This window comes from Rhodopseudomonas sp. BR0G17, from assembly GCF_010907025.1.
Lineage (GTDB): Bacteria > Pseudomonadota > Alphaproteobacteria > Rhizobiales > Xanthobacteraceae > Rhodopseudomonas > Rhodopseudomonas palustris_H.
Genome location: NZ_QUML01000034.1, coordinates 17,770 through 38,401, shown reverse-complemented (window position 1 = coordinate 38,401; position 20,632 = coordinate 17,770). Strand labels below are relative to the sequence as shown.

Below are 20,632 nucleotides of genomic sequence, written 5' to 3'. Positions count from 1 at the left end.
GCAGCCCTCATCCGCCTGGATAGACTCCAGACCGGACATTGCATCGAAGTCGTGATCCCGAATGTCGCCGGTGCAGATTGCGCCGGCCCCAATGCGAGCCGACAGGATTCAGGTTGCACCGATGAGTGAAAGGCCGCCGATTTCGCCGAGAAGCCCGCGTGCGGCGCTTGAGCCGGAGCAGCTTCCGCCGCCGCCGAAGCGGTCCGATCATGCCCGCAATCCGCTGGTGATCATCGGCAACGCGATCATCACCTTCATCGTGGTTGTGATGATCGGTGCCGGCGGCTTGTACGTGTATGGCAAGAACAAGCTCGAAGCGCCAGGCCCGCTGGCACAGGACAAAGTCGTCAACATCCCGCAGCGCGCGGGCCTCGACGACATCGCTCAGATCCTGAAACGCGAAGGCGTGATCGAAGACGGGTGGCTGGTGTTTGCGGGCGGTGTGATGGCGCTGCGCGCCCGCACTGAACTCAAGCCCGGTGAGTATCTGTTTCAGAAGAGCGCCAGCCTGCGCGACGTGATCGGAACCATCGTCGAAGGCAAGGTGGTTCAGCACGCGGTGACGATTCCCGAAGGACTGACTTCGGAGCAGATCGTCGAACGCCTGTCCGACAATCCGATCTTCACCGGCAGTATTCGGGAAATTCCGCGTGAAGGAACGTTACTGCCGGAGACCTACAAGTTTCCCCGCGGCACGCCGCGCGAGCAGGTGATCCATCGCTTGCAGCAGGCGCAGAAGCGGGTGCTCAGCGAGATCTGGGAGCGTCGTAGTCAGGATCTGCCGATCAAGACGCCGGAGCAGCTGGTGACGCTGGCGTCGCTGGTGGAGAAAGAGACCGGCAAGCCGGACGAGCGCACCCGCGTCGCCGCGGTGTTCGTCAATCGGCTGCAGAAGAAGATGCGGCTGCAGTCCGACCCGACGATCATCTACGGACTCGTCGGCGGCAAGGGCACGCTCGGCCGGCCGATCAAGCGCAGCGAGATCACCCAGCCGTCCCCGTACAACACCTATGTGATCGACGGATTGCCGCCGGGGCCGATTGCCAATCCGGGGCGCGCGTCACTGGAGGCGGCCGCCAATCCGGCTCGTACCCGCGATCTGTACTTCGTCGCCGACGGCAGCGGTGGTCACGCCTTCAGCGACAATTACGAGGTGCACCAGAAGAACGTCGGCAAGCTCCGCGCCCAGGAAAAGCAGCTCCAGAACGACACCGTCGAGCCGCCGGAAGAAACACCGCCGGCCGCAGCCGCGCCGGCCACTGAGCCAGCGGCGGATCCTGCCGCGTCAGCCGCGCCTGCGGGGGCGCCGAAGGCCGGCAAGAACGGCGCGCAGAAGCGCCGCGCCCGCAACGCGACGCCGAACGGTGCGACCGAGTAACTTGCACGCGCCGGCAGTTCACATCGCGGCGGAGTTTGCGTTAAGTTCCGCCGGCCGATACGCGGCGATTCTTAAACCTCGAAATCCGGAGACAGTGACGCGATGTCGTTATCGAGCATGACCGGATTTGCGCGTAGCCACGGTGCCAGCGGCCCCTACGTGTTCGAGTGGGAATTGAAGTCGGTGAACGCCAAGGGCTTCGATTTCCGGATGCGGCTGCCGCCCGGCTGGGACGATATCGAGCCGCCGGTCCGCAAGCGTGCCGCCGAGGTGCTGTCCCGCGGCACCGTCTACGCCAATCTCACCGTCAAGCGCGCCAACGCGGTGTCGGGCATCCAGATCAATCAGGATGTGCTCGCCTCGGTGTTGAAGGTTGCCAGTGAGATCGCCGGCAAGGTCGACGCGGTCGCGCCGAGCATCGATGGACTGCTCGGCATCAAGGGCGTCATCGAAGTGGTCGAGCCCGAGGCCGACGAGGCCGAGGAGAAGGCCGCACGCGCCGCCGTCGAAACTGCATTCGGTGAAGCGCTGAAGAGCCTGATCGAGATGCGCAAGCGCGAGGGCGCGAGCCTCGGCGCGGTGCTGGCTCAACGTCTGGATGAGCTGGAAGCGCTCGCCAAGCAGGCCGAGGCCGCGCCCGGCCGCAAGCCCGATGCGATCAAGGCGCGTCTTGCCGAACAGATCGCGGCGCTGCTCGATACGTCCGACCGTTTCGATCCTGATCGGCTGCATCAGGAAGCCATCATGATGGCGACCAAAGCCGATATTCGGGAAGAGCTCGATCGCATTGCGTCCCACATCGCGCAGAGCCGCGAGATGCTCGCCAAGGGTGGCGCCGTCGGGCGCCGGCTCGATTTCCTCGCGCAGGAATTCAACCGCGAGGTCAACACCTGCTGCTCCAAGTCGATCGATCTGGAGCTGACCAATGCCGGACTGGCGATGAAGAACGTCGTCGAACAGTTCCGCGAGCAGGTTCAGAATCTGGAGTAATCATGAGCGACGGAGCGGCGGGCGGCTACAGCGGTGTCGAGCGGCGCGGGCTGATGTTCGTGCTGTCGTCGCCCTCCGGCGCCGGCAAGACGACGCTGTCGCGGATGCTGGTCGAGCAGATGCCTGGGTTGCAGATGTCGGTGTCGGCAACGACACGGCCGATGCGGCCCGGCGAGGTCGACGGCCGCGACTATTACTTCGTCGATCGGCCGAGATTCGACGAGATGGTCGGCGCCGGGGAATTCCTCGAATGGGCCAACGTGTTCGACAATCGCTATGGCACGCCGCGCGCCCCGGTCGAAGCCGCGCTCGCAGCCGGCCGCGATGTGTTGTTCGACATCGACTGGCAGGGGACGCAGCAGCTCCGCAGTCGCGCTGGAAGCGACGTCGTCAGCGTCTTCATCCTGCCGCCGTCCGTGCAGGCGCTGGAGCATCGGCTGCACACCCGCGCGCAGGATTCCCACGACGTGATCCGCGGCCGGATGAAGAAAGCCGGCGACGAGATGAGCCACTTCGACGCCTACGATTACATCGTGGTCAACGACAATATCGGCGTTGCCTTCGAGTCCGTGCGCTCGATCCTGCGCGCCGAGCAGCTCAAGCGAGAGCGCCAAGTCGGATTGGACGCCTTCGTCCGCGGGATGCGCCAGCAGCTCGAAGGCTGACGATCACGCCGCAGAACGCTTCTGCGCCAGCGCCAGCAACTGTTCGATTTCGTCTGCTGCGGGCGGAGCAGGCTCCGCAACGGATCGGCTCGCCGTCTCCGATGCTGCCCGCGACTGAGCGCTGTTGAGGTCTGAGGCCCCGACCTCCGCCGCACCCGGCCGAATGCTGTCATTGGCGATACGACGCTCGCGGGCCGCCTTGATCCAGGCGGGCGGTTCGACATCATGCTCCGACGCGACGTGTTCGGCAGGCGGCGGTGTTGCCGGCTTGCGTCGCGGAGCATCGAGGTCGATCGGGCTCGACCGGAAGTCGTTGGCGTAAATGTCGGTTGCAACCGGTTCGGTCCGGCCCGCCCAGAGGTCGGGACGTCCGCCGGGCTCACGCCGGACGATCGGCTCACTGCGGCCGAATTTCATGAGTGCGGCCGCGATGCCGCCGGCGACCGCGAGGGCTGCGAGCAGGGCGCCAATCAGCGTGGCAAGTGTGCCTGCGCTCATCGATCCCTCGGTGATGGATGCCGGCGCCGACTTAGTCGTCTTTGCGGCCTTGCGCAGCTTGTCGGTGACATCGGCATTGGCCGGAGCGCCACCGGCCGCTGAATCCGACCAGCGATCGTTCATCGAGGTGGGAGCGGGGGAGCTCGGCGGCTCGGCCGCGGGGGCAGGCGTTGCCGCGGCCTGTGTCGCCTCCACGGGCGCTGTGAGCACCGGTGCGGGGAACGGCGAATTGGTCGTCGTGGGAGCGGCCGTGGGCGGCTGCTGAGGCGCTGCGAATTCGGCGCGGGCATCGGCAACGGAGGAGCGCAATGGAGCGGCATTCGATTGCGACGGCGCCGTCGGCTGCGTCATGCTCGGTGTTGCAGCGGACTTGGCTTTGGGAGATGGAGCTGGACTGGTTGTTGTCGCTGCGGGGGCGCTCTCGGCAGTATCGGTCGCCTCGGGCGAGGTCGCTTCCGTAGGAGTTGCCGCTGCTGATGCGCCATCAACCTTGCGCAAGTACCAGCACTTTCGCTTGTTGGCGTGATCGGCCCGGTAGAACCAATGACTTCCGGCCGGGGTGGGCGCGTTCGGTGCCGACAAGCAGGTGTCGGCCTGCGCCGAGGATAAGGGGCTTGCTGTGATCGCAACGCTCGCGATCGCGCCGGCGCTCACGGCCAACAGCAGTTTCGCGGATCGGTTGTGCATGGCATTCCCCATTCTGACGCGGACAACGGAACTTCTGTTCGCCCGTTTTTTCCGCGACAAATGGGGTCGCAATATGCCGACAATCCGGTGAGGGTGAGACAATTCGGAGCCTGGCATTGCGGGCTTTGGGAACCCGCAATGCCAGGAAGAAGGCGACGATTAGTTCGCCAGCATGATGCGGCCGACGACCTTGCCGGCGCGCAGCTGATCGATCCACTTCTGGGCGTCCTGCATCGGCTCTTCCTTCATCGGCGTCGGCTTGACCTTGCCGTCACGCGCAAGGGCCAGCAGCTCTTTAGTCTCTTCGAGCGTGCCGACCATGAACCCTTCGACAGTCATCCGCTTGTAGATCCACTGCACCATCGGCAAGCTGAACTGGCCGCCCATCAGGCCCGAGACCACGATCTTGCCGCCCCGCGCAACGGTGCTGACGGCGAAGTTCATCGACTTGTCGTTGCCGGCAAAATCCACCACGCCATCGAAGCCGCCGTCGGTCTCCTTGAAGATACGCTTGGCAACATCAGGCTCCGATGGATCATAGGCCACGGCCGCGCCGTTCTTCAGCGCGGCTTCGCGCGCTGCGGGGCTGAGATCGGCCACCGCGATCGGCTGCTTGAACATCGCCTGAGCCAGCGACAGCCCCATCATGCCGACGCCGCCCAATCCGATCAGCAGCAGGTTGCGCTGACGCGGCCGGTCCACCAGACGCTTAAGGGCGCCATAGGCCGTGATACCAGAGCACATCAACGTCGCCGCGACGTTCGTCGGCAGAGGGTCGTAGTCGAGCAGATACTTGGCATCCGGCACCAGCACGTGGGTCGCGAAGCCGCCGTCGATCGAGACGCCGAGAAAACGGTTCTTGGCGCACAGGTTTTCGTCGCCGGCGAGGCAGTCACGGCATTTGCCGCAGCCGATCCAGGGAAACACCGCCTTCTTGGTGCCGATCAGCTCCTGCGGAGCATCGGGACCGACTTCGGCAACGACACCGGCGATCTCATGGCCCAGGGTGAAAGGCAGCGTCATGCCGCGCGTGGTATCAAGCTTTTTGCCGCCGCCGAGATCGGCGTAGCCGTCCTGAATGTGCAGGTCGGAGTGGCACAGGCCGCAGCGCTCGATCTTCACCAGCACTTCGCGCCCCTGCGGCTTCGGCGCATCGATGATGGTCTCGCACAGCGGGGCGTCGAATTTCACCAGAGACTGGCGACGCATTTGCGTCATGTCGGGTTTCTCCCTTTCAGGCTTGTGTTCTTATCGCGCGACTATTGGCCAATTCGTTCGCCATGGCAACAAAACCGGAGACGGGCACGGTCTCGGCACGCCGCGCCGGATCGATCCCGGCGGCCGCTGTAAGCTGTGCCGGATCGACGCCAAGCGATTTGAGGCTCTGACGCAGCATCTTGCGGCGTTGACCGAAAGCGGCCGCCGCGACTTGCTCAAGCGCTGCGCGATCGCACGGCTCAGGTTGCTGACGAGGCACCAAGCGCACCACCGAGGAGGTCACCTTCGGCGGCGGCACAAAGGCGGACGGCGAAATGTCGAACAGCATCTGCGTCTCGGCGCGCCAGTTCGCCAGCACCGCAAGCCGGCCATAGGCGTCGTCGTCGTGATGCGCGACGATGCGCTGCGCCACTTCGCGCTGAAACATCAGCACCATCATCTCGTACCACGGCGGCCACGGCTCGGCGCACAGCCAGCCGATCAGCAACGGGGTGGCGATGTTGTACGGCAGGTTGGCGACGATCCGGGCGCGGTCGCCGTTCAGCAGCGGGCGCGGATCGAACTCCATGGCGTCGCCGCTGATGATCTCGAGGCGGCCAGGATAGTGCGCAGCGATTTCCTCCAGCGCGCCGAGTGCGCGCTCATCTCGCTCGATCGCAATGACACGCTTGGCGCCAGTCGCCAGCAGGGCGCGGGTGAGGCCGCCCGGACCGGGCCCGATCTCGACCACCGTGACGTCCTCGAGCGGGCCGGCTGCTCGTGCGATGCGCGCCGTCAGATTGAGATCGAGCAGGAAGTTCTGGCCGAGCGATTTCCGTGCAGCGAGATCATGCCGCCGGATCACCTCGCGCAGTGGCGGCAAATCGTCGATCGCGCTCATGCGGTCTTGGCCGATGCCATTTGTGCGGCGAGCTTCAAGGCCGCGATCAGACTTGAGGGATTGGCGCGTCCGCTCCCGGCAATGTCGAACGCCGTGCCGTGATCGGGTGACGTCCGGATAAAGGGAAGACCAAGGGTGACGTTGACGCCTTCGTCGAATGCAATGGTCTTGATCGGGATCAGCGCCTGATCGTGATACATGCAGATCGCGCAGTCATAGGTCTTGCGTGCGGCCGCATGAAACATCGTATCGGCTGGGAGCGGTCCCCGCGCATCGATGCCTTCGCCCCGTAGCATCTCGACCGCGGGTGCGACCACGGCGCTGTCCTCGTGGCCCAGCGCCCCATCTTCCCCGGCATGGGGATTGAGGCCGGCGAGGGCCAATCGGGGCTGCTTGATCCCCATGCGCTCGCGCAGATCTTTGATGACGATCCGCGCGGTCGACACGATCAAATCGGTGGTGAGTTGGGTGATCGCGTCGCGCAGCGAGACATGGATCGTTACCGGTACGACCGCGAGGGCAGGGCACCACAGCATCATCACCGGCTGCGGCACGACGCCGTCTCGCTTGGCGAGTTCGGCCAGAAACTCGGTGTGGCCGGGATGGTGGAAACCGGCTTGGTACAGCACGCTCTTGGCGATCGGATTGGTCACGACGGCGGCTGCGCGGCCGCTCTGGACGTCTGCCACGGCGTGCTCGATCGAGGCGATCGCAGCCGGCGCACTGGTGTCGTTCGGCTGGCCGGGCTGCGCGGTTGCGGTTTGTCCCGTGGAGACGATCGGAAGGGCAGTGGCAAACGCAGCCGCAGTGTCTTCGGCTTTGACCTCGGCGAGTGGAACGTCGAGGCCAAGCAGCTTGGAACGGCGGGACAGACAGCCGGCATCACCAAGCAGGTAGAACGGCGGCAGTCCGTGTTGCTCGCGCTGCAGCCAGGCTGCCAGGGTGATGTCGGGGCCGATCCCTGCAGGCTCGCCGAGTGTCAGCGCCAGTGGTTTTGCCATTCCGGTCATGATCGACTCCGAGGCGCGGACCGCCGGCACTTGTGCCGCAAGGAAGCTCGCTGCAACGTCTCAGCGATACTCGATCATCGCGGCTTTGCGTACTTCCTGCAGATACTCTTTCGACTTCGCCTGGAACTTCTCGCCGAACAGCTTCTCACGGATTTCGCGCTTGCGCGGCGTGTCGGCTGTCGACTGCTTGCGCTCGCACAGCGCCACCATCTCGATGCCTTGCTTGGTGGCTTCGGGTGGGGTGAGGTGGCCCACCGGCGTCTTGTCGAGGATCTCGCGGAGGGCCGGCGGCAGGTCGGCGGAGGTCTTCATCACGATGCCGCGGATCGCCGCATTCGGCATCGCTTTGAAGACGCGATCCGCCTCGGCGCAGCTCGAAATGCGGCCGCGAAGCTGCTCCGCTTCCTTGCGGCGGGATTCCAGTGACTCCGAACCCGAGCCGCGCGAAACGATCATCACCACGGGCCGGAGTTGATACTCGAAACTTTCGACGGCTTTGGAGTCGTCTCCGCCCTTGAGCTGCGCCTGAACTTCACGCTCGCTGACCTGGAGACTGTCCTTGAAGCGGCCGCGCACCAGGCTCGCCCAGACCATCTCGGCCCTGATCCGGGACTTCAACGTATCCGGCCGAATGCCTTGAGCGGCCAGCATATTCGTCATCTGCGCGGTGCTCATCCGCATCCGCGACGCCATCGTGGAGAAGGAGGAGTCGATGTCGGAATCGCTGGGATTGACGCCGTACTTCTTGGCTTCCTTGATCTTGACCTTCTCGTCGATCAGATCTTCGAGCACCTGCTGCCGGCTGTCCGCCTTGTGCGACATCCGGTTCAGCTTCGAGCGCTGATCGATGTCGAAATTGGTGATCGGTTCGCCATTGACCATCACCACGACCGACTGAGCCTGGCCCTGCGTCGTTCCAAGACCCAGCGTCGCCGCCGCACAGCACAGCGCCAAGCCAATGATGCGAAGGGAAAGCTTGCTCGTCATGGGTCGCGTTTACCTCACAGCCGATCGGGTTCTGGATGGTGGCGAGCCGGAAAACGGTTCAGGCCCGCGCGGCGCGCGCTATTGGCCGAACATGCCGCTCGCTGCGCCAGACACACTCTGCTGCATCGCAAACATGCCGATGGTGCGGAGTCCGATCTGCACCATGACCGAGTGGTTGAGCGTCGGCGTCGTTCCGTAGTTGGCGTAGGAATAGCCGGTGACGTAGTTCAGCGCCAACACGAAGCAGTCGTCCACGTAACCGGCGCCGACGATGTATTGGTTGATCTTGTTGGCTTCAAGATCCCAGCGGGCGCCGCCCGAGACCACCCAATTGGATGCGATCTTGAGCGTTCCGGTTCCGAGAATGCCCTGACGACGTGTCAGGAAGCCGAGATCGGGCTGGGCGGCGTAGTTGCCGTAGATCATGCTCACCGACCAGCGATTGAAGCTGGCGCTGGCCTCGGCTTCGAACCGCTCGACATTGAACGTCGCTTCGTTGAAGCGTGCGCGGGTCGTGAACTTGTAGGTCGAGTTCGGCGAGTACGACACTCGGCCGACATAGTCCGACTTCGGCTTGGCCAGACCGGAGTCGAGGCCGGTGTTGGTGGCGTCCGCCACCGCAAACGAGTTCAGGCCGAACAGCTGATAAGACTGGCCGAACAGCACGTTGACCGAGCCACCCTGATCGAACTGCGTGGTCGCCTGGACGCCGACATTGGCGCGGCCGCCGCCTTCGACGCGGTCGTAGCCGGAGAATTTGTCGACGCTGAACAGATTGCTGGCGTCGAACACCATGGTCTGTGCGTCTTCGTTCGGCAGCTTGCCGGCGTAGGACTCGTTCGGGCGGATGATCACCTGCGCGATCGGCTCGATCGTAGTGGTGCCCCACGGCTGAACGTTGATGAACGGATAGCGATATTCCAGGCCGACGGTCGGCATCAGCCGCATCGCCTGAGTGTCGCCCGGCAGCAGATAGTTCGACACGCCCGGCTGGTTCGAAATCGAGGCGTCGATCGCGTCGGCGCGCAGCGAAGCGAACGGGGTCCAGATCTGGCCGTACGGGTCGGTGAACGACCGCCGCCAATCGGCCTGCGCGGTCAACCGGGTGTAGGTGCCGGGGACGCCGCGCAGCAAGCAGCTCGACGGCAGCCGCGCCGCCGGATCGGCCGACGTGTTGAGGCAGAGCCCCGTGGTGTTGGCGATGGTGGTGACCGGATCGAACTGCGCCGTCTGGCGGCTCAGGCTGGTCAGGTTGGTCTTGTAGCTGAACTCGCCGCCGAAGATGTTCTGATCGAGCGTCTTCGAATAGTCGAGCACCGGGTGCACGACCGGGATCTGGCCCTGAATATCCGCAGCGGCCCAACCGAGATAGTGGATCGCGCGAATGTCGAAATACGACCGGTTGCCGACGCCGGTCAGATAGATCTGCGACGTCGCTTCGGTCGATTGATTGAGGAAGGTGCCCCAGCTGTCGCGATATTGCGCCAGCCGATAGTCCAGGAAGAACGCGCGATCGGACATCAGCACGCCTTCCCAGCCCCACACCCATTTGTCGTTGAGTGCGAACTGGCCTTTGGTATCGACGGCGCCGCGGAGGTCGCGGTTGCCGGGCGTATTCGCTCCGAAGGCGGCGGGATCGGACTGGTTGATGCCGTAGGCGCGGACCTCGTAGGCACCGTCCAGCAGCCGCTGCCGGAACTCGCCCTGCATCAACACGCCTTGCTTGGTGGTGATGCGCGGGGTGATCGTGACGTCGTAGTCGGGCGCGAGCGCCCAATAGAATGGGATCTCGAAGCCCGAGCCGAACGTCGTGTTGCTCGTGTAGGCCGGCATCAGGAAGCCGGTCTTGCGCGCGACCGTCGGATCCGGGGTCGACAGATACGGCATGTAGGCGAGCGGCACGCCGAAGAACTCGATCCGAGCATCTTCGAAGTACAGCATCTTGTCGGTCTGGTCGTGGATGATCCGTGCACCCTTGACCTGCCACAGCGGCGGCTTTTTCGGATCGTCCTTACAAGGCGCGCACGCGGTGTACACGCCGTTCTGGAACACGTTGTAATTGCCGCCGGTGCGGTCCGCGCGCGACGCCGCGATGCGGGTGTCCTGCGCCGTATCGACCCGCAGCGAGTCGACGAAGCCGTCGCGATAGTCGTCCGACAGATCGAGGAAATTGGCGTAGGTGATTTTGCCGTCCGCATCGGTCATGCGGACGTTGCCCTCGGCGCGCAGCCGCTTGGTGTCCTGGTCGTAGACCAGACGATCAGCCTCGACGGTGGTGCCGTTGTAATACATCTGCACGTTGCCGACCGCGGCGACGCGCTTGTTATTGTAGTCGTAATTCACCTCGCTGGCCTGAACCAGCATCTGGCCGTTGTTGGCGGCCGGCGGCGGAGGCGGCTTCGGCCGGGCAGGGCGGGGATTGTAGGTGTAGCCCTGAGCGGAGGCGGAATCGATCGCGACCGCCTGCATCCCGCCCGCAAGCGCGAGCACAGCAAACGGCGTCAGCAATACAGCCGTCACCACACGCTCGCGGCGCACCTTGGTGCGCCGACGCTTGGTCGACAGCTTTCCATGGAGGGCGGCCATCGCAGCCACTATCCGTCCTCCTGATAGAGCAAGGCTAGAAATCCAGCGAGACCGCCCACGCACACGGGCAACCACGCTGCAGCAAGCGGATGCATCAGTTCAGCCTTACTCAAATCCTCGGTCACTTTCGACAGGATATAGAGCAGAAAGCCTGCGGCCACGCCACTCAAAACCATCTTTTGCACGCCGCCGAAACGGAAGAATCGCAAGCTCACAGAAGCAGCTAGCATGACCATCGCGGCCAGCAAAAACGGCTTTGCCAGCAGCTTGTGATACTGCAGACGATAGCCAGCGGTCGCAAAACCGGAGTTTTCCGAAGACTTGATGTAGGTCGGAAGTTGCCAAAAAGACACACTTTCCGGCGTGGCAAAACTGTTGCGGACCTGCGCGAGTGTGAGTGACGTCGGCAACTCAAGGGTGTCTTGATCTACCGGGGCACCGTTCATTGTATAACGGCGTACGTTTTTCAGCAGCCAATGCCCCGGTTCGAGCACCGCCTCCCGAGCCTCGATTCGGTCCTTGAACTGGAAGTCGGGTTCGAATCGAAACACCGTGATGCCGGTGAGGACCGCGCCTTGCTGCTGGCTGCGTGCGGCGTTGATGATCGCCTGTCCGTCAGGGCTAACCTGGTTCATCCAAAAGCCGTTGGCATCCTGCAGCCCGCCGGTGTTCTCGCCGAACATTTCGGCTTCCATCTGCTTGGCGCGCTCCTGCATGTGCGCGGACAGCGGATTGAACACGGTGGTCGCGAAGATGCCGATCGCGATCGCGCTCCACAGGGCGGGTGAGATGAATTCCCAGGCTGAAAGCCCGGCAGCGCGCGCCACCACCAGTTCAAGGCTGCGCGACAACGCCAGGTAGCAGGTCATGCCGCCGATCAGGATGCAGAATGGCAGCAGCCGTTCGAGCAATTGCGGCACGCGGCAGAACGAGGCCTGCGCGACATAGAACGCCGAGACGGCGAGGCCGCCGGCACGGCGCAGCAGGTCGACATAGTCGACGAAAACCAAAAGCACGAACAGCCCGAAGAACACCCCGAGCGAGGCGATCACGAAGCGGCGGGCAAAGTAGCGTCCGAGCGTGTTGACGACCATCATGCGCCCCGCGTTACGCCGGCACCGGTCGACGGATCAACCGGGCGATCGACGCATTGAAGGCGTTCAGGGCTTCAGTCACACGCGCCGGCGGTTCGATCACGACGTTGCGGTTGATCAGCCACAGGCACGTCCCGGTGGCGACGAACAGCAGCAGATACTGCAGGCCGGCGACGTAAGGCGTCTTGTTGGCGATCACCGACAACGCGAACCCGGCGAGTCGCACCACGAAAGCGACCAGTACTGCGCCGGCCATCGAGAAGTTGCGGCTCTGTCGGGTGGTGCGGGCAAGGCCGAGAAAGGCGAAGGCGACCGCGGCGAAGAAGAACGGATAGATCGGCGCCAGCAACCGATCGTGCATTTCCGAGCGGAATTCGGTCGGCAGCCGCGCCAGCAGCGGATCGTTCTCCGCGGGCCACAGCAGTTCCCAAAGATAGCGTTCGCGAATGCCATAAGCGACGTCGCGGGCACGCGAGAACTTCGACATGTCGAAGGCATAGCGGCTGAACGCCACCAACGCGGGCTCTTCCTTGCCGGTCTGGAAACGCTCGAGGTGGCCGTCTTCCAGCACCAGGAACGAGCCCTTGTCGTTTTTCACGACGGTGCCGTGGTCGGCGATGATGCTGATGCGCTCGTTGGGCGCGCGGGCGTCGTCGATGAACACGCCGACCAGCAGACCGCCCGGCTGACGTTCGCGAACCCGGATCGTCAGCCCCTGTTCGAGCTGAGCGAACCGGCCGGGCTGCAGCACGTTGGCGAGCACGTCGGCGGTAATCTCGCTGTCCCACCGCGCGATCCGGCGGAGCCCATCAGGGGCGATATAGGCGCCGATGATGATCACGAGCGCCGCCACCACCATGGTGGCGTAGAAGAACGGCCGGAACAGCCGAATCGGCGACAGGCCGGCGGCGTTCATCACGATGATTTCGGAATCGGTTGCCAGTCGGTTGAGGGTGTGGGCCACCGCGATCATCAGCGCGATCGGAGCGATCACCAGCACCAGCACCGGAACGGCGAGGCCGGTCAGCCCGAGAAAGGTGATGATGGTCTGGCCCTGGCTGGTCATCAAATCGATGCCGCGCAGCGCCTGGGTGATCCAGATCACACCCGTGAGGCTGCCCATCACGACCGCGAACGACACCAGCGTCGTGCGGAAGATATAGCGGTCGATGGAGCCCATCGCTCAGTACGATCCCCTCGAATCCGGATTCTATGGCCGCCCGGATTCATGATGAATCCTCCCCAGGGCGGAAAGCCCGGCCTTGTCCCAGGTTGCCATTACCATCTGTCTGATCTGTCAACAAAATGGCCGGGACGCGGCGCACTGGGGATATGGTTAATGGTGCGCGACCGGCTCCCGAAGACCACAGATTCCCGTCTCGCGCAATGTAAAGACAGGGCAACTGCCCCGTTGACGGTGACCTCGCCGCCGATCTGCCGGCGGGGCGCCGCGCAATCCACTTTCCCGTGAAAGCTGCGCGGCTTAGCGATGTTGTCTTGACTTGACGCCTCAACGCTCCAAAACAACGGCTTTGGACCCGCGCCTGCCGGATCGTTTCCGCCGACAGCCTGTTTTTGGAGGAATGCCAATGCCCGACGCCGTCAAGGTCGGTTTCGTCCCGTTTTCTACGCCCGCGCGCGGCACGCTGATCGTGTTCTGCGACGACGGTCTGAAGTTCGGCGCGACGGCGACCAAGGCCTTGGGGGCAGCGGTTGCCACCGTCAAGCGCGCGGCTGCCACCGCGCAGTTCAAGGGCAAGTCCGGTTCCGCCCTGGATCTGTTGGCCCCTGAGGGCCTGAAGGTCGGCCGCCTGATCGTCGTTGGCGCCGGCAAGGTCGCGTCGATCAACGATTACGATCTGCTCAAGCTCGGCGGCGCGGTTGCCGGCAAGATCGGCGCGGGCGATACGGCCGTGACGGTGATTGCCGATCTGCCGACCGGCGCGATGAAGCCCGAGCAGGCGGCCGCGATCGCCTCCGGCATCCGGCTGCGGGCCTACAAGTTCGATCGCTACAAGACCAAGAAGAAGGACGACGAGAACGGCGCGGCGAATGCCAGCGTCACGCTCGCGGTGGCCGATCCGGCCGCGGCCAAGAAGGCGTTCACGCCCGACAGCCATGTCGTCGACGGCGTCATCCTGGCGCGCGAGCTCGTCAACGAGCCGCCGAACGTGCTGTATCCGGAAGAATTCGCCAAGCGGGCCGCACAGCTCAAGAAGCTCGGCGTCGAGGTCCAGATCCTCGACGTCAAGGCGATGACCCAGCTGAAGATGGGCGCACTGCTCGGCGTGTCGCAGGGCTCGGCACATCCCGGCCGCACCGTGATCATGCGCTGGAACGGCGGCAAGAAGGGCGAGCAGCCGCTCGCCTTCGTCGGCAAGGGCGTGTGCTTCGACACCGGCGGCATCTCGATCAAGCCGTCGGCCAGCATGGAAGACATGAAGGGTGACATGGGCGGCGCGGCCTGCGTCGTCGGCCTGATGCACGCGCTCGCGGCCCGCAAGGCCAAGGTCAATGCAGTCGGCGCGATTGGTCTGGTCGAGAACATGCCGGACGGCAACGCGCAGCGGCCGGGCGACATCGTCACCTCGATGTCGGGCCAGACCATCGAGATCATCAACACCGACGCCGAGGGCCGCTTGGTGCTGGCCGACGTGCTCTGGTACGTGGCTCAGAAGCACAAGCCGAAGTTCATGGTCGATCTGGCGACGCTGACCGGCGCCATCATGGTGGCGCTCGGTACCGAATATGCCGGCCTGTTCTCCAACAACGATCAGCTCGCGGAGCGGCTGACCGCCGTTGGTCAGTCCACCGGCGAGAAGGTTTGGCGGATGCCGCTCGGCCCGGAATACGACAAGCAGATCGATTCCCAGTTCGCCGACATGAAGAACACCGGATCGCGCAACGGCGGTTCGATCACCGCGGCGCAGTTCCTGCAGCGCTTCGTCGACGGCACGCCGTGGGCGCATCTCGACATCGCCGGCACCGCGATGGCTTCGCCGAAGAACGAGATCAATCAGAGCTGGGGCTCTGGCTACGGCGTCCGTCTGCTCAATCAGCTCGTGGCGGAGTACTACGAAGCCAAGAAGTAATCGGCGCGATGACCGAAGTGCTGTTCTATCACCTCCAAGGCAGGACCGTCGAACAGGTGCTGCCGCCGCTGCTCGAGAAATCACTCGCGCGCGGCTGGCGGGTGGTGGTGCAGTCGACATCCGAGGAGCGGGCCGACGCGCTCGACTCGCATCTTTGGACCTATCGCGACGACTCGTTTCTGCCGCACGCCACCTGGCGTGTGGCAGACGCCGCGCAACAGCCGATCCTGCTGACCACGGGCGAGGGCAATCCGAACGGAGCCAAGGTCCGGTTCCTCGTCGACAACGCAGCGCTGCCCGAGGATTCGGGCAGCTACGAACGGATGGTGCTGCTGTTTAACGGCGATGACGACGAGGCGGTGGCCATGGCCCGCGACGCCTGGAAGCAGTGCAAAGCGAAGGCTTTTGAGGTGACGTACTGGCAGGCCGACGAGGCCGGTCGCTGGCAGCGGCGGGACTAGGCGGGCGAGACTAGGCAACAGGCTGTGGATGCTGAAGGCGACCGCAGGGCTACGGCAAGGCCGTCACGGTGGTGCCGTAAATCGGTGATTGGACAAGTGCTTAAGATCTCTATTGGGGCGCGATCGATCGTGTATCAGAAGTTTTCCGTGCGGCCGCTGTTCATAACGCTGGCGCTGACCACGCCCTTGCTTGCGGGTTGTTCCGGCACTCCTGAATTCCTGTCGCGCGACGCCGAGTGGTTCTCGAAGCCGGGCCGGGTGTTCATCAAGAACATCTCGATCGAGACCCCGCCGCTGACGCCGGACAAACCGGTCACTCCGGAAGACCTGATCAGCGCCGACGGCCGCTGCCCTGGCATGGGGCCGGCGCCGGGCGATCCCAACGCGCCGCAGGACGGGCAGGCCGCTCCGATGACAGCAGGCGGCACGGTCGCGCTCGGCCACACCGAATGCGACGTCGCGCGCGGCCTCGGTGCGCCGGACCACGTCAGCCTGTCGAACAATGAGCGCGGCGACCGTCTCGCGGTCCTGACCTATAACCGCGGAGCGCGTGCCGGCATCTACACCTTCACGGCGGGCCGGCTCAGCGCGATCGAGCGTGCACCTGACGCTGTCCAGGAACGCAAGCCGACGCGCGCGAAGAAGCGAAGCGCGCGCTCGGCGCAGTAGCGCTCAGTTTTGCGCGGCGTCCTGCGCCGCGCTCGCCTCCAGCCACTTCTCTTCCGCAGCTTGCAAGGCCGCCTGCGCGTTGGCTCGCGCGGTGCTGAGTTGAGCGGCCTGTTTTGGATCGCGGGTGAAAAGGTCCGGGATCGCCAGCGCTGCATCGATCTTCTCGATGATCGCGGTGATGCGGTCGATCTCGGTTTCGGCGTCGGCGATCTGTTGCTTCAGCGAAACCGTCTTCTTGGGGCGCGGTGCCGACGCCTTGGCGGCGCTGTCATCGGCTTTGCGTTCCTTGGTCTCTGACGACGTCGTTCGGGCGCCACGGGACGACAGCACGGCCCGGCGATAATCGTCGAGATCGCCGTCGAACGGTTTCACCTTGTGCTCGGCCACCACCCACAATCGATCGGCGCAGGCGTCGATCAGATAGCGGTCGTGCGACACCATGATCACCGCGCCGGGGAAGTCGTTGATCGCCTCCGCCAGCGCCGCGCGGCTGTCGATGTCGAGATGGTTGGTCGGCTCGTCGAGGATGATCATGTTCGGGCCGTAGAAGGTCGCGAGCCCGAGCAGCAGGCGCGCCTTCTCGCCGCCCGACAGGCTCTTGACCAGGGTGTCGGCCGCCTTGCCGGAGAAGCCCATGGCGCCGGCACGCGCCCGGATCTTGCTCTCCGGCGCATCGGGCATCAGCCTGCGGACGTGGTCATAGGTCGAGCCGTCCTCGTTCAGCTCATCGAGTTGATGCTGCGCGAAGTACGCGATCGACAGCTTGTCCGCCCGCGTCACGGATCCCGAGAACGGCGCCAACCGGTTCGCCAGCAGCTTCACCAGGGTCGACTTGCCATTGCCGTTGGAGCCGAGCAGCGCGATCCGATCGTCCGGATCGATCCGCAGCGTGACGTGGCGCAGCACCGGATGTTTCGGGTCGTAGCCGACCGCGACGTTGTCGACCGCGATGATCGGCGGCGACAACGTTTTCTCAGGGGCAGGGAAGTTGATCTCCGGAGTGTCGTCCGCCACCAGCGGCGCGATCGGCTTCATCTTCTCCAGCATCTTGACGCGCGATTGCGCCTGCCGCGCCTTGGTAGCCTTGGCCTTGAAGCGGTCGACGAAGTCCTGCAGATGCTTGCGCCGCGCTTCGTCACGCTTGGCGTTCTTGGCGTCGAGCGCCAGCTTGTTGGCGCGGAAGTCCGCGTAGGCCGAGTAACTGCCGCGGAAGTGGACCAGCCGGCCGCGGTCGAGATGCAGGATCTCGTTGACTGACGTATCGAGCAGGTCGCGATCGTGGCTGATCACGATCACGGTGCGCGGATAGTTGGCGAGATGGTCCTCGAGCCACATCGTGCCTTCGAGGTCGAGATAGTTGGTCGGCTCGTCGAGCAGCAACAGGTCGGGCGCGGCGAACAGCGTCGCGGCCAGCGCCACGCGCATCCGCCAGCCGCCGGAGAATTCCGAGCAAGAGCGGGCCTGATCGGCGGCGGAGAAGCCGAGTCCGCTGAGAATGGCGCTCGCCCGCGCCGGCGCGGAGTGGGCGTCGATGTCGACCAGCCGGGTCTGAATGTCGGCGATGCGGTGCGGGTCCTGGGCGGTTTCCGCCTCATGCAGCAGCGCGGCCCGCTCGATGTCGGCGGTCAGCACCACCTCCAGCAGCGTCTCAGGCCCGTTCGGGGCCTCTTGAGCCAAGCTGCCGATCCGCCACCGCGGCGGCAGGGTGATCCGACCGGTCTCGGTTGCAAGCTCGCCGCGGATCGCGCGAAACAGGGTGGATTTACCGGCGCCGTTGCGGCCGATGAAGCCGACGCGAGCGCCGGGGGCGATCTGGACCGAACTTTGGTCGATCAACAGCCGTCCGGCGAGCCGGATCGAAATGTCGGTAAGCGTGAGCATGGCGCGTTTTGGCCGGGTCGGGCCGCAAAGGCAACCGGCACGAACAGATCAGTGCCGGATGAATCGCCACCCGCAGCTTGCCCGCGCGCGGCGGCGCCGATATAAGCCCGGCAACTCCTCCCGCCCTTAGCTTTCAAGGACATTCCATGGCGATCGAACGGACTTTCTCGATTCTCAAGCCCGATGCGACCGAGCGCAACATCACCGGCGCGATCAACGCGCTGATCGAAAAGGCCGGTCTGCGGATCGTCGCCCAGAAGCGCATCCGCATGACCCGCGACCAGGCCGAGACCTTCTACGCCGTGCACAAGGAACGCCCGTTCTTCGGCGAGCTGGTCGACTTCATGATCTCCGGCCCGGTGGTGGTTCAGGTGCTCGAAGGCGAGGGCGCGATCGCCAAGTACCGCGACGTGATGGGCGCGACCGATCCGTCGAAGGCGGCTGACGGCACCATCCGCAAGCTGCACGCCAAGTCGATCGGCGAGAACTCGGTGCACGGTTCGGACGCGGCTGAAACCGCCAAGATCGAGATCGCCCAGTTCTTCTCCGGCAACGAAATCGTCGGATAAGCATTACCCGTCGGACGTCCCCGGCCGCTGATCTTCGGCGGCCGCGGGATGCCGGCGCAGTCGGGGAAAGATCGTGGACTGGGTGCTGCACGTCTTTGACCCCGCGACCTTCTGGTCGATCGTCGCCCAATTCAAGAGCGGCGTTCAGCAGACCGAATTCTGGATTTCCGTCGGCAAGATCATCTGGATCAACGTGCTGTTGTCTGGCGACAACGCGCTGGTGATCGCGCTCGCCTGCCGCGGCCTGAAGCCGAACCATCGATTGTGGGGCATGGTGCTCGGCGCGGGCGCTGCCGTCCTGCTACGCATCGTCTTCACCGGCATCGTCGCCACGCTGATGGAGTGGCCGTATCTGAAGCTGGTCGGCGGCCTGGCGCTGCTGGTGATCGCCGCCAAGCTGGTGGTCCCCGAGAACGAAGATGAAGACAGCGTCCAAGCGGCCTCGCATCTTTTGCACGCCGTTCAGATCGTTGTCGTTGCCGACATCATCATGAGTCTCGACAACGTCATCGCGGTCGCGGCTGCCGCGGATGGCAGTGTGCCGCTGCTGATCCTTGGGCTCGCTATCAGCGTTCCGCTGATCGTGGCGGGCGCGGCACTGATCCTGATGGTTCTGGAGAAACTGCCGATCCTGGTGTGGGCCGGTGCTGCGCTGCTCGGCTGGATCGCCGGGCAGGTGATCGCCACCGATCCGGTCGTGCTGCCTTTGGTGAACAAGCTCGATGCGCCGATCGGCGGTCAGCTCGATGCGTGGTTCGCAATGGTTGGGATGTACACGCACCTCGCCAGCAACGGCGGCGTCGGCGAGCACTTGTTCGCCGTGGTCGGCGCCATCGTGGTGCTGATCGCGGGATCAATCTGGCGAAGCCGGCAATCGGTCGAGCAGGGCGCCTAACCGCAGCTTGCCGCTGCCGCGCCGGACAAGAAAAAAGCGAGCCGCGCGGCTCGCTTTTTCCATGAACCTGAAAGTGGGCTGGTCTCAGGCAGTTCCGGCGACTAAGCCGTGGTGGCTGTGATCGGCCCCATCGTGACCGCAGCACTCGACGGTGCGGGTGCGATCATAGGCTTCGCGCACAATGTGGTAGCAATCGCAGGTGCGGCTTTCCAGCGCCTGGCGATCCACGATCCGCACGGCACCGCGGCGCTTCTCCACCACACCTTCAGCCTCGAGCTGCAGCAGCGCGTTGGTGATGCTCGCACGGCGAACGCCCATGCTGGAGGCGAGCAGTTCGTGCGTGATGTACAGCACGTCGCTTTGAATGCGATCGTTCGCCAGCAGCAGCCAGCGTGCGAGACGCTGATTGATTTCGTGCTTGGCGGCACAGAGCACGCTCTGTGTATTTTGGGCGATCAGAGCCGGCACGTAGCGCAGCATCTCTTCACGGATCTGCGGCCGGTCGGCCATCACCCGTGCCAGATCGTCGGCCTCGACCCTCAGCGCAGTTCCCGGCATGCACACGACCGAGCGCTGCGACGCGACATCGGCTCCCAGCACCAGCGGAACCCCGACGTAGCCGAAATAGCCGACCATGGCCGTTTCAACGAAGTCGGTGCGGGTTCCAGAGAGGTGCGACACCAGGCCGTCCTCGATGAAGTGAACGCATTCGACGCGTCGGTTGGCCTCCTGCAGTACAGCGCGACCGCGAAACTCGACGGGCCGGAGCAATGGTTTAAGCGCTTCGAAATCGTCCGGTGCGAGCTGCGCCAGAATTCGATTTCTCACCGCAGGAGAGCTAGCTTGAAGATCGTTCGCCAAAATATCAACGGCTCCTTGGTGATGGGTGGATGTCCGTGGAACCGGCTGCGCCGATTCAGAAGGGAGCTTACCGGACAGAGGCGGGGGTGGCCACGTCTCGCGGGTGTCCAATATTGTCGCATCCTCGCCGTAGTGGCGACGCAGTTCGGCAGTGCAGCAAACGGCACAGCTGCTCACATGCGCGAAATTGAGTCAGTGCGAGTGAAACAGG

At 64.4% G+C, this 20,632-nt stretch carries 19 protein-coding genes; 9 read left to right on the top strand and 10 right to left on the bottom strand.

Annotated features, from left to right (window positions below):
* Window positions 1-121 precede the first annotated feature (121 nt).
* The 3 genes from mltG (at window position 122) to gmk (ending at window position 3,033) form a co-directional block, all read left to right on the top strand.
* Window positions 122-1,378 carry an endolytic transglycosylase MltG gene (gene mltG, locus DY467_RS21070; protein WP_107346635.1) on the top strand — a complete coding sequence of 419 codons (1,257 nt, stop codon included), beginning with the start codon at window positions 122-124 and terminating at the stop codon, window positions 1,376-1,378.
* A gap of 102 nt (window positions 1,379-1,480) precedes the next feature.
* Window positions 1,481-2,368 (top strand): YicC/YloC family endoribonuclease, encoded by an 888-nt coding sequence (locus DY467_RS21065; RefSeq protein ID WP_164638734.1) that lies wholly within the window; start codon window positions 1,481-1,483, stop codon window positions 2,366-2,368.
* Window positions 2,369-2,370: 2 nt separating this feature from the next.
* Window positions 2,371-3,033 (top strand): guanylate kinase, encoded by a 663-nt coding sequence (gmk, locus tag DY467_RS21060; protein WP_107344939.1) that lies wholly within the window; start codon window positions 2,371-2,373, stop codon window positions 3,031-3,033.
* A gap of 3 nt (window positions 3,034-3,036) precedes the next feature.
* On the opposite strand, the gene DY467_RS21055 is transcribed toward gmk, so the two are convergent.
* Complete coding sequence (locus tag DY467_RS21055) at window positions 3,037-3,882, bottom strand: hypothetical protein (protein ID WP_246701598.1); 846 nt, start codon at window positions 3,880-3,882, stop codon at window positions 3,037-3,039.
* A gap of 208 nt (window positions 3,883-4,090) precedes the next feature.
* Between DY467_RS21055 and DY467_RS26560 the strand changes: the two genes are divergently transcribed.
* Window positions 4,091-4,309 carry a hypothetical protein gene (locus DY467_RS26560; protein WP_246701597.1) on the top strand — a complete coding sequence of 73 codons (219 nt, stop codon included), beginning with the start codon at window positions 4,091-4,093 and terminating at the stop codon, window positions 4,307-4,309.
* A gap of 68 nt (window positions 4,310-4,377) precedes the next feature.
* On the opposite strand, the gene DY467_RS21050 is transcribed toward DY467_RS26560, so the two are convergent.
* The 7 genes from DY467_RS21050 to lptF all read right to left on the bottom strand — a co-directional run bounded on the left by DY467_RS21050 (window position 4,378) and on the right by lptF (window position 13,173).
* Window positions 4,378-5,436: an alcohol dehydrogenase gene (locus DY467_RS21050; RefSeq protein WP_164638732.1), complete on the bottom strand. Its 1,059-nt coding sequence runs from the start codon at window positions 5,434-5,436 to the stop codon at window positions 4,378-4,380.
* 16 nt (window positions 5,437-5,452) lie between these two features.
* A complete protein-coding gene (gene rsmA, locus DY467_RS21045; protein WP_107344936.1) occupies window positions 5,453-6,316 on the bottom strand; it encodes a 16S rRNA (adenine(1518)-N(6)/adenine(1519)-N(6))-dimethyltransferase RsmA in 864 nt (287 codons plus the stop codon).
* Window positions 6,313-7,326 (bottom strand): 4-hydroxythreonine-4-phosphate dehydrogenase PdxA, encoded by a 1,014-nt coding sequence (pdxA, locus tag DY467_RS21040; protein WP_164638730.1) that lies wholly within the window; start codon window positions 7,324-7,326, stop codon window positions 6,313-6,315. The genes rsmA and pdxA overlap by 4 nt, the downstream gene beginning before the upstream one ends.
* Window positions 7,327-7,386: 60 nt before the next feature.
* Window positions 7,387-8,313 carry a SurA N-terminal domain-containing protein gene (locus tag DY467_RS21035; RefSeq protein ID WP_164571859.1) on the bottom strand — a complete coding sequence of 309 codons (927 nt, stop codon included), beginning with the start codon at window positions 8,311-8,313 and terminating at the stop codon, window positions 7,387-7,389.
* A 78-nt stretch (window positions 8,314-8,391) separates the two neighbouring features.
* Entirely contained in the window at window positions 8,392-10,899 is a 2,508-nt protein-coding gene (locus DY467_RS21030) for an LPS-assembly protein LptD (RefSeq protein WP_164638728.1), read from the bottom strand.
* Window positions 10,900-10,907: 8 nt separating this feature from the next.
* Window positions 10,908-11,993: an LPS export ABC transporter permease LptG gene (gene lptG, locus DY467_RS21025; protein WP_107346633.1), complete on the bottom strand. Its 1,086-nt coding sequence runs from the start codon at window positions 11,991-11,993 to the stop codon at window positions 10,908-10,910.
* 13 nt (window positions 11,994-12,006) lie between these two features.
* A complete protein-coding gene (gene lptF, locus DY467_RS21020) occupies window positions 12,007-13,173 on the bottom strand; it encodes an LPS export ABC transporter permease LptF (RefSeq protein WP_107344933.1) in 1,167 nt (388 codons plus the stop codon).
* A gap of 409 nt (window positions 13,174-13,582) precedes the next feature.
* Here lptF and DY467_RS21015 point away from each other — a divergent pair, with 409 nt between their 5' ends.
* The 3 genes from DY467_RS21015 to DY467_RS21005 all read left to right on the top strand — a co-directional run bounded on the left by DY467_RS21015 (window position 13,583) and on the right by DY467_RS21005 (window position 16,215).
* Window positions 13,583-15,085, top strand: coding sequence for a leucyl aminopeptidase (locus tag DY467_RS21015; RefSeq protein ID WP_164638726.1), 1,503 nt, complete (start codon window positions 13,583-13,585; stop codon window positions 15,083-15,085).
* A gap of 8 nt (window positions 15,086-15,093) precedes the next feature.
* Window positions 15,094-15,546, top strand: coding sequence for a DNA polymerase III subunit chi (locus DY467_RS21010; RefSeq protein WP_107344931.1), 453 nt, complete (start codon window positions 15,094-15,096; stop codon window positions 15,544-15,546).
* Between the two features lie 129 nt (window positions 15,547-15,675).
* A complete protein-coding gene (locus DY467_RS21005) occupies window positions 15,676-16,215 on the top strand; it encodes a hypothetical protein (protein WP_107344930.1) in 540 nt (179 codons plus the stop codon).
* Between the two features lie 3 nt (window positions 16,216-16,218).
* On the opposite strand, the gene DY467_RS21000 is transcribed toward DY467_RS21005, so the two are convergent.
* Window positions 16,219-18,096 (bottom strand): ABC-F family ATP-binding cassette domain-containing protein, encoded by a 1,878-nt coding sequence (locus DY467_RS21000; protein ID WP_164638724.1) that lies wholly within the window; start codon window positions 18,094-18,096, stop codon window positions 16,219-16,221.
* A gap of 146 nt (window positions 18,097-18,242) precedes the next feature.
* Here DY467_RS21000 and ndk point away from each other — a divergent pair, with 146 nt between their 5' ends.
* The gene (gene ndk, locus DY467_RS20995; protein ID WP_011158602.1) at window positions 18,243-18,665 is read left to right on the top strand and encodes a nucleoside-diphosphate kinase; all 423 of its coding nucleotides are present in this window, start codon (window positions 18,243-18,245) and stop codon (window positions 18,663-18,665) included.
* A 73-nt stretch (window positions 18,666-18,738) separates the two neighbouring features.
* Window positions 18,739-19,560 carry a TerC family protein gene (locus tag DY467_RS20990; protein ID WP_164638722.1) on the top strand — a complete coding sequence of 274 codons (822 nt, stop codon included), beginning with the start codon at window positions 18,739-18,741 and terminating at the stop codon, window positions 19,558-19,560.
* 84 nt (window positions 19,561-19,644) lie between these two features.
* On the opposite strand, the gene DY467_RS20985 is transcribed toward DY467_RS20990, so the two are convergent.
* Window positions 19,645-20,421 (bottom strand): Crp/Fnr family transcriptional regulator, encoded by a 777-nt coding sequence (locus DY467_RS20985; protein WP_107356007.1) that lies wholly within the window; start codon window positions 20,419-20,421, stop codon window positions 19,645-19,647.
* Window positions 20,422-20,632 lie beyond the last annotated feature (211 nt).

Coding starts and splice junctions, on each gene's coding strand:
- DY467_RS21015 (WP_164638726.1), top strand. CDS start 13,583: ATGCCCGACGCCGTCAAGGTCGGTTTCGTCCCGTTTTCTACGCCCGCG.
- gmk (WP_107344939.1), top strand. CDS start 2,371: ATGAGCGACGGAGCGGCGGGCGGCTACAGCGGTGTCGAGCGGCGCGGG.
- DY467_RS21050 (WP_164638732.1), bottom strand. CDS start 5,436: ATGACGCAAATGCGTCGCCAGTCTCTGGTGAAATTCGACGCCCCGCTG.
- DY467_RS21065 (WP_164638734.1), top strand. CDS start 1,481: ATGTCGTTATCGAGCATGACCGGATTTGCGCGTAGCCACGGTGCCAGC.
- DY467_RS21055 (WP_246701598.1), bottom strand. CDS start 3,882: ATGACGCAGCCGACGGCGCCGTCGCAATCGAATGCCGCTCCATTGCGC.
- DY467_RS21035 (WP_164571859.1), bottom strand. CDS start 8,313: ATGACGAGCAAGCTTTCCCTTCGCATCATTGGCTTGGCGCTGTGCTGT.
- pdxA (WP_164638730.1), bottom strand. CDS start 7,326: ATGACCGGAATGGCAAAACCACTGGCGCTGACACTCGGCGAGCCTGCA.
- lptG (WP_107346633.1), bottom strand. CDS start 11,993: ATGGTCGTCAACACGCTCGGACGCTACTTTGCCCGCCGCTTCGTGATC.
- DY467_RS21010 (WP_107344931.1), top strand. CDS start 15,094: ATGACCGAAGTGCTGTTCTATCACCTCCAAGGCAGGACCGTCGAACAG.
- mltG (WP_107346635.1), top strand. CDS start 122: ATGAGTGAAAGGCCGCCGATTTCGCCGAGAAGCCCGCGTGCGGCGCTT.
- rsmA (WP_107344936.1), bottom strand. CDS start 6,316: ATGAGCGCGATCGACGATTTGCCGCCACTGCGCGAGGTGATCCGGCGG.
- lptF (WP_107344933.1), bottom strand. CDS start 13,173: ATGGGCTCCATCGACCGCTATATCTTCCGCACGACGCTGGTGTCGTTC.
- ndk (WP_011158602.1), top strand. CDS start 18,243: ATGGCGATCGAACGGACTTTCTCGATTCTCAAGCCCGATGCGACCGAG.
- DY467_RS21000 (WP_164638724.1), bottom strand. CDS start 18,096: ATGCTCACGCTTACCGACATTTCGATCCGGCTCGCCGGACGGCTGTTG.
- DY467_RS21030 (WP_164638728.1), bottom strand. CDS start 10,899: ATGGCCGCCCTCCATGGAAAGCTGTCGACCAAGCGTCGGCGCACCAAG.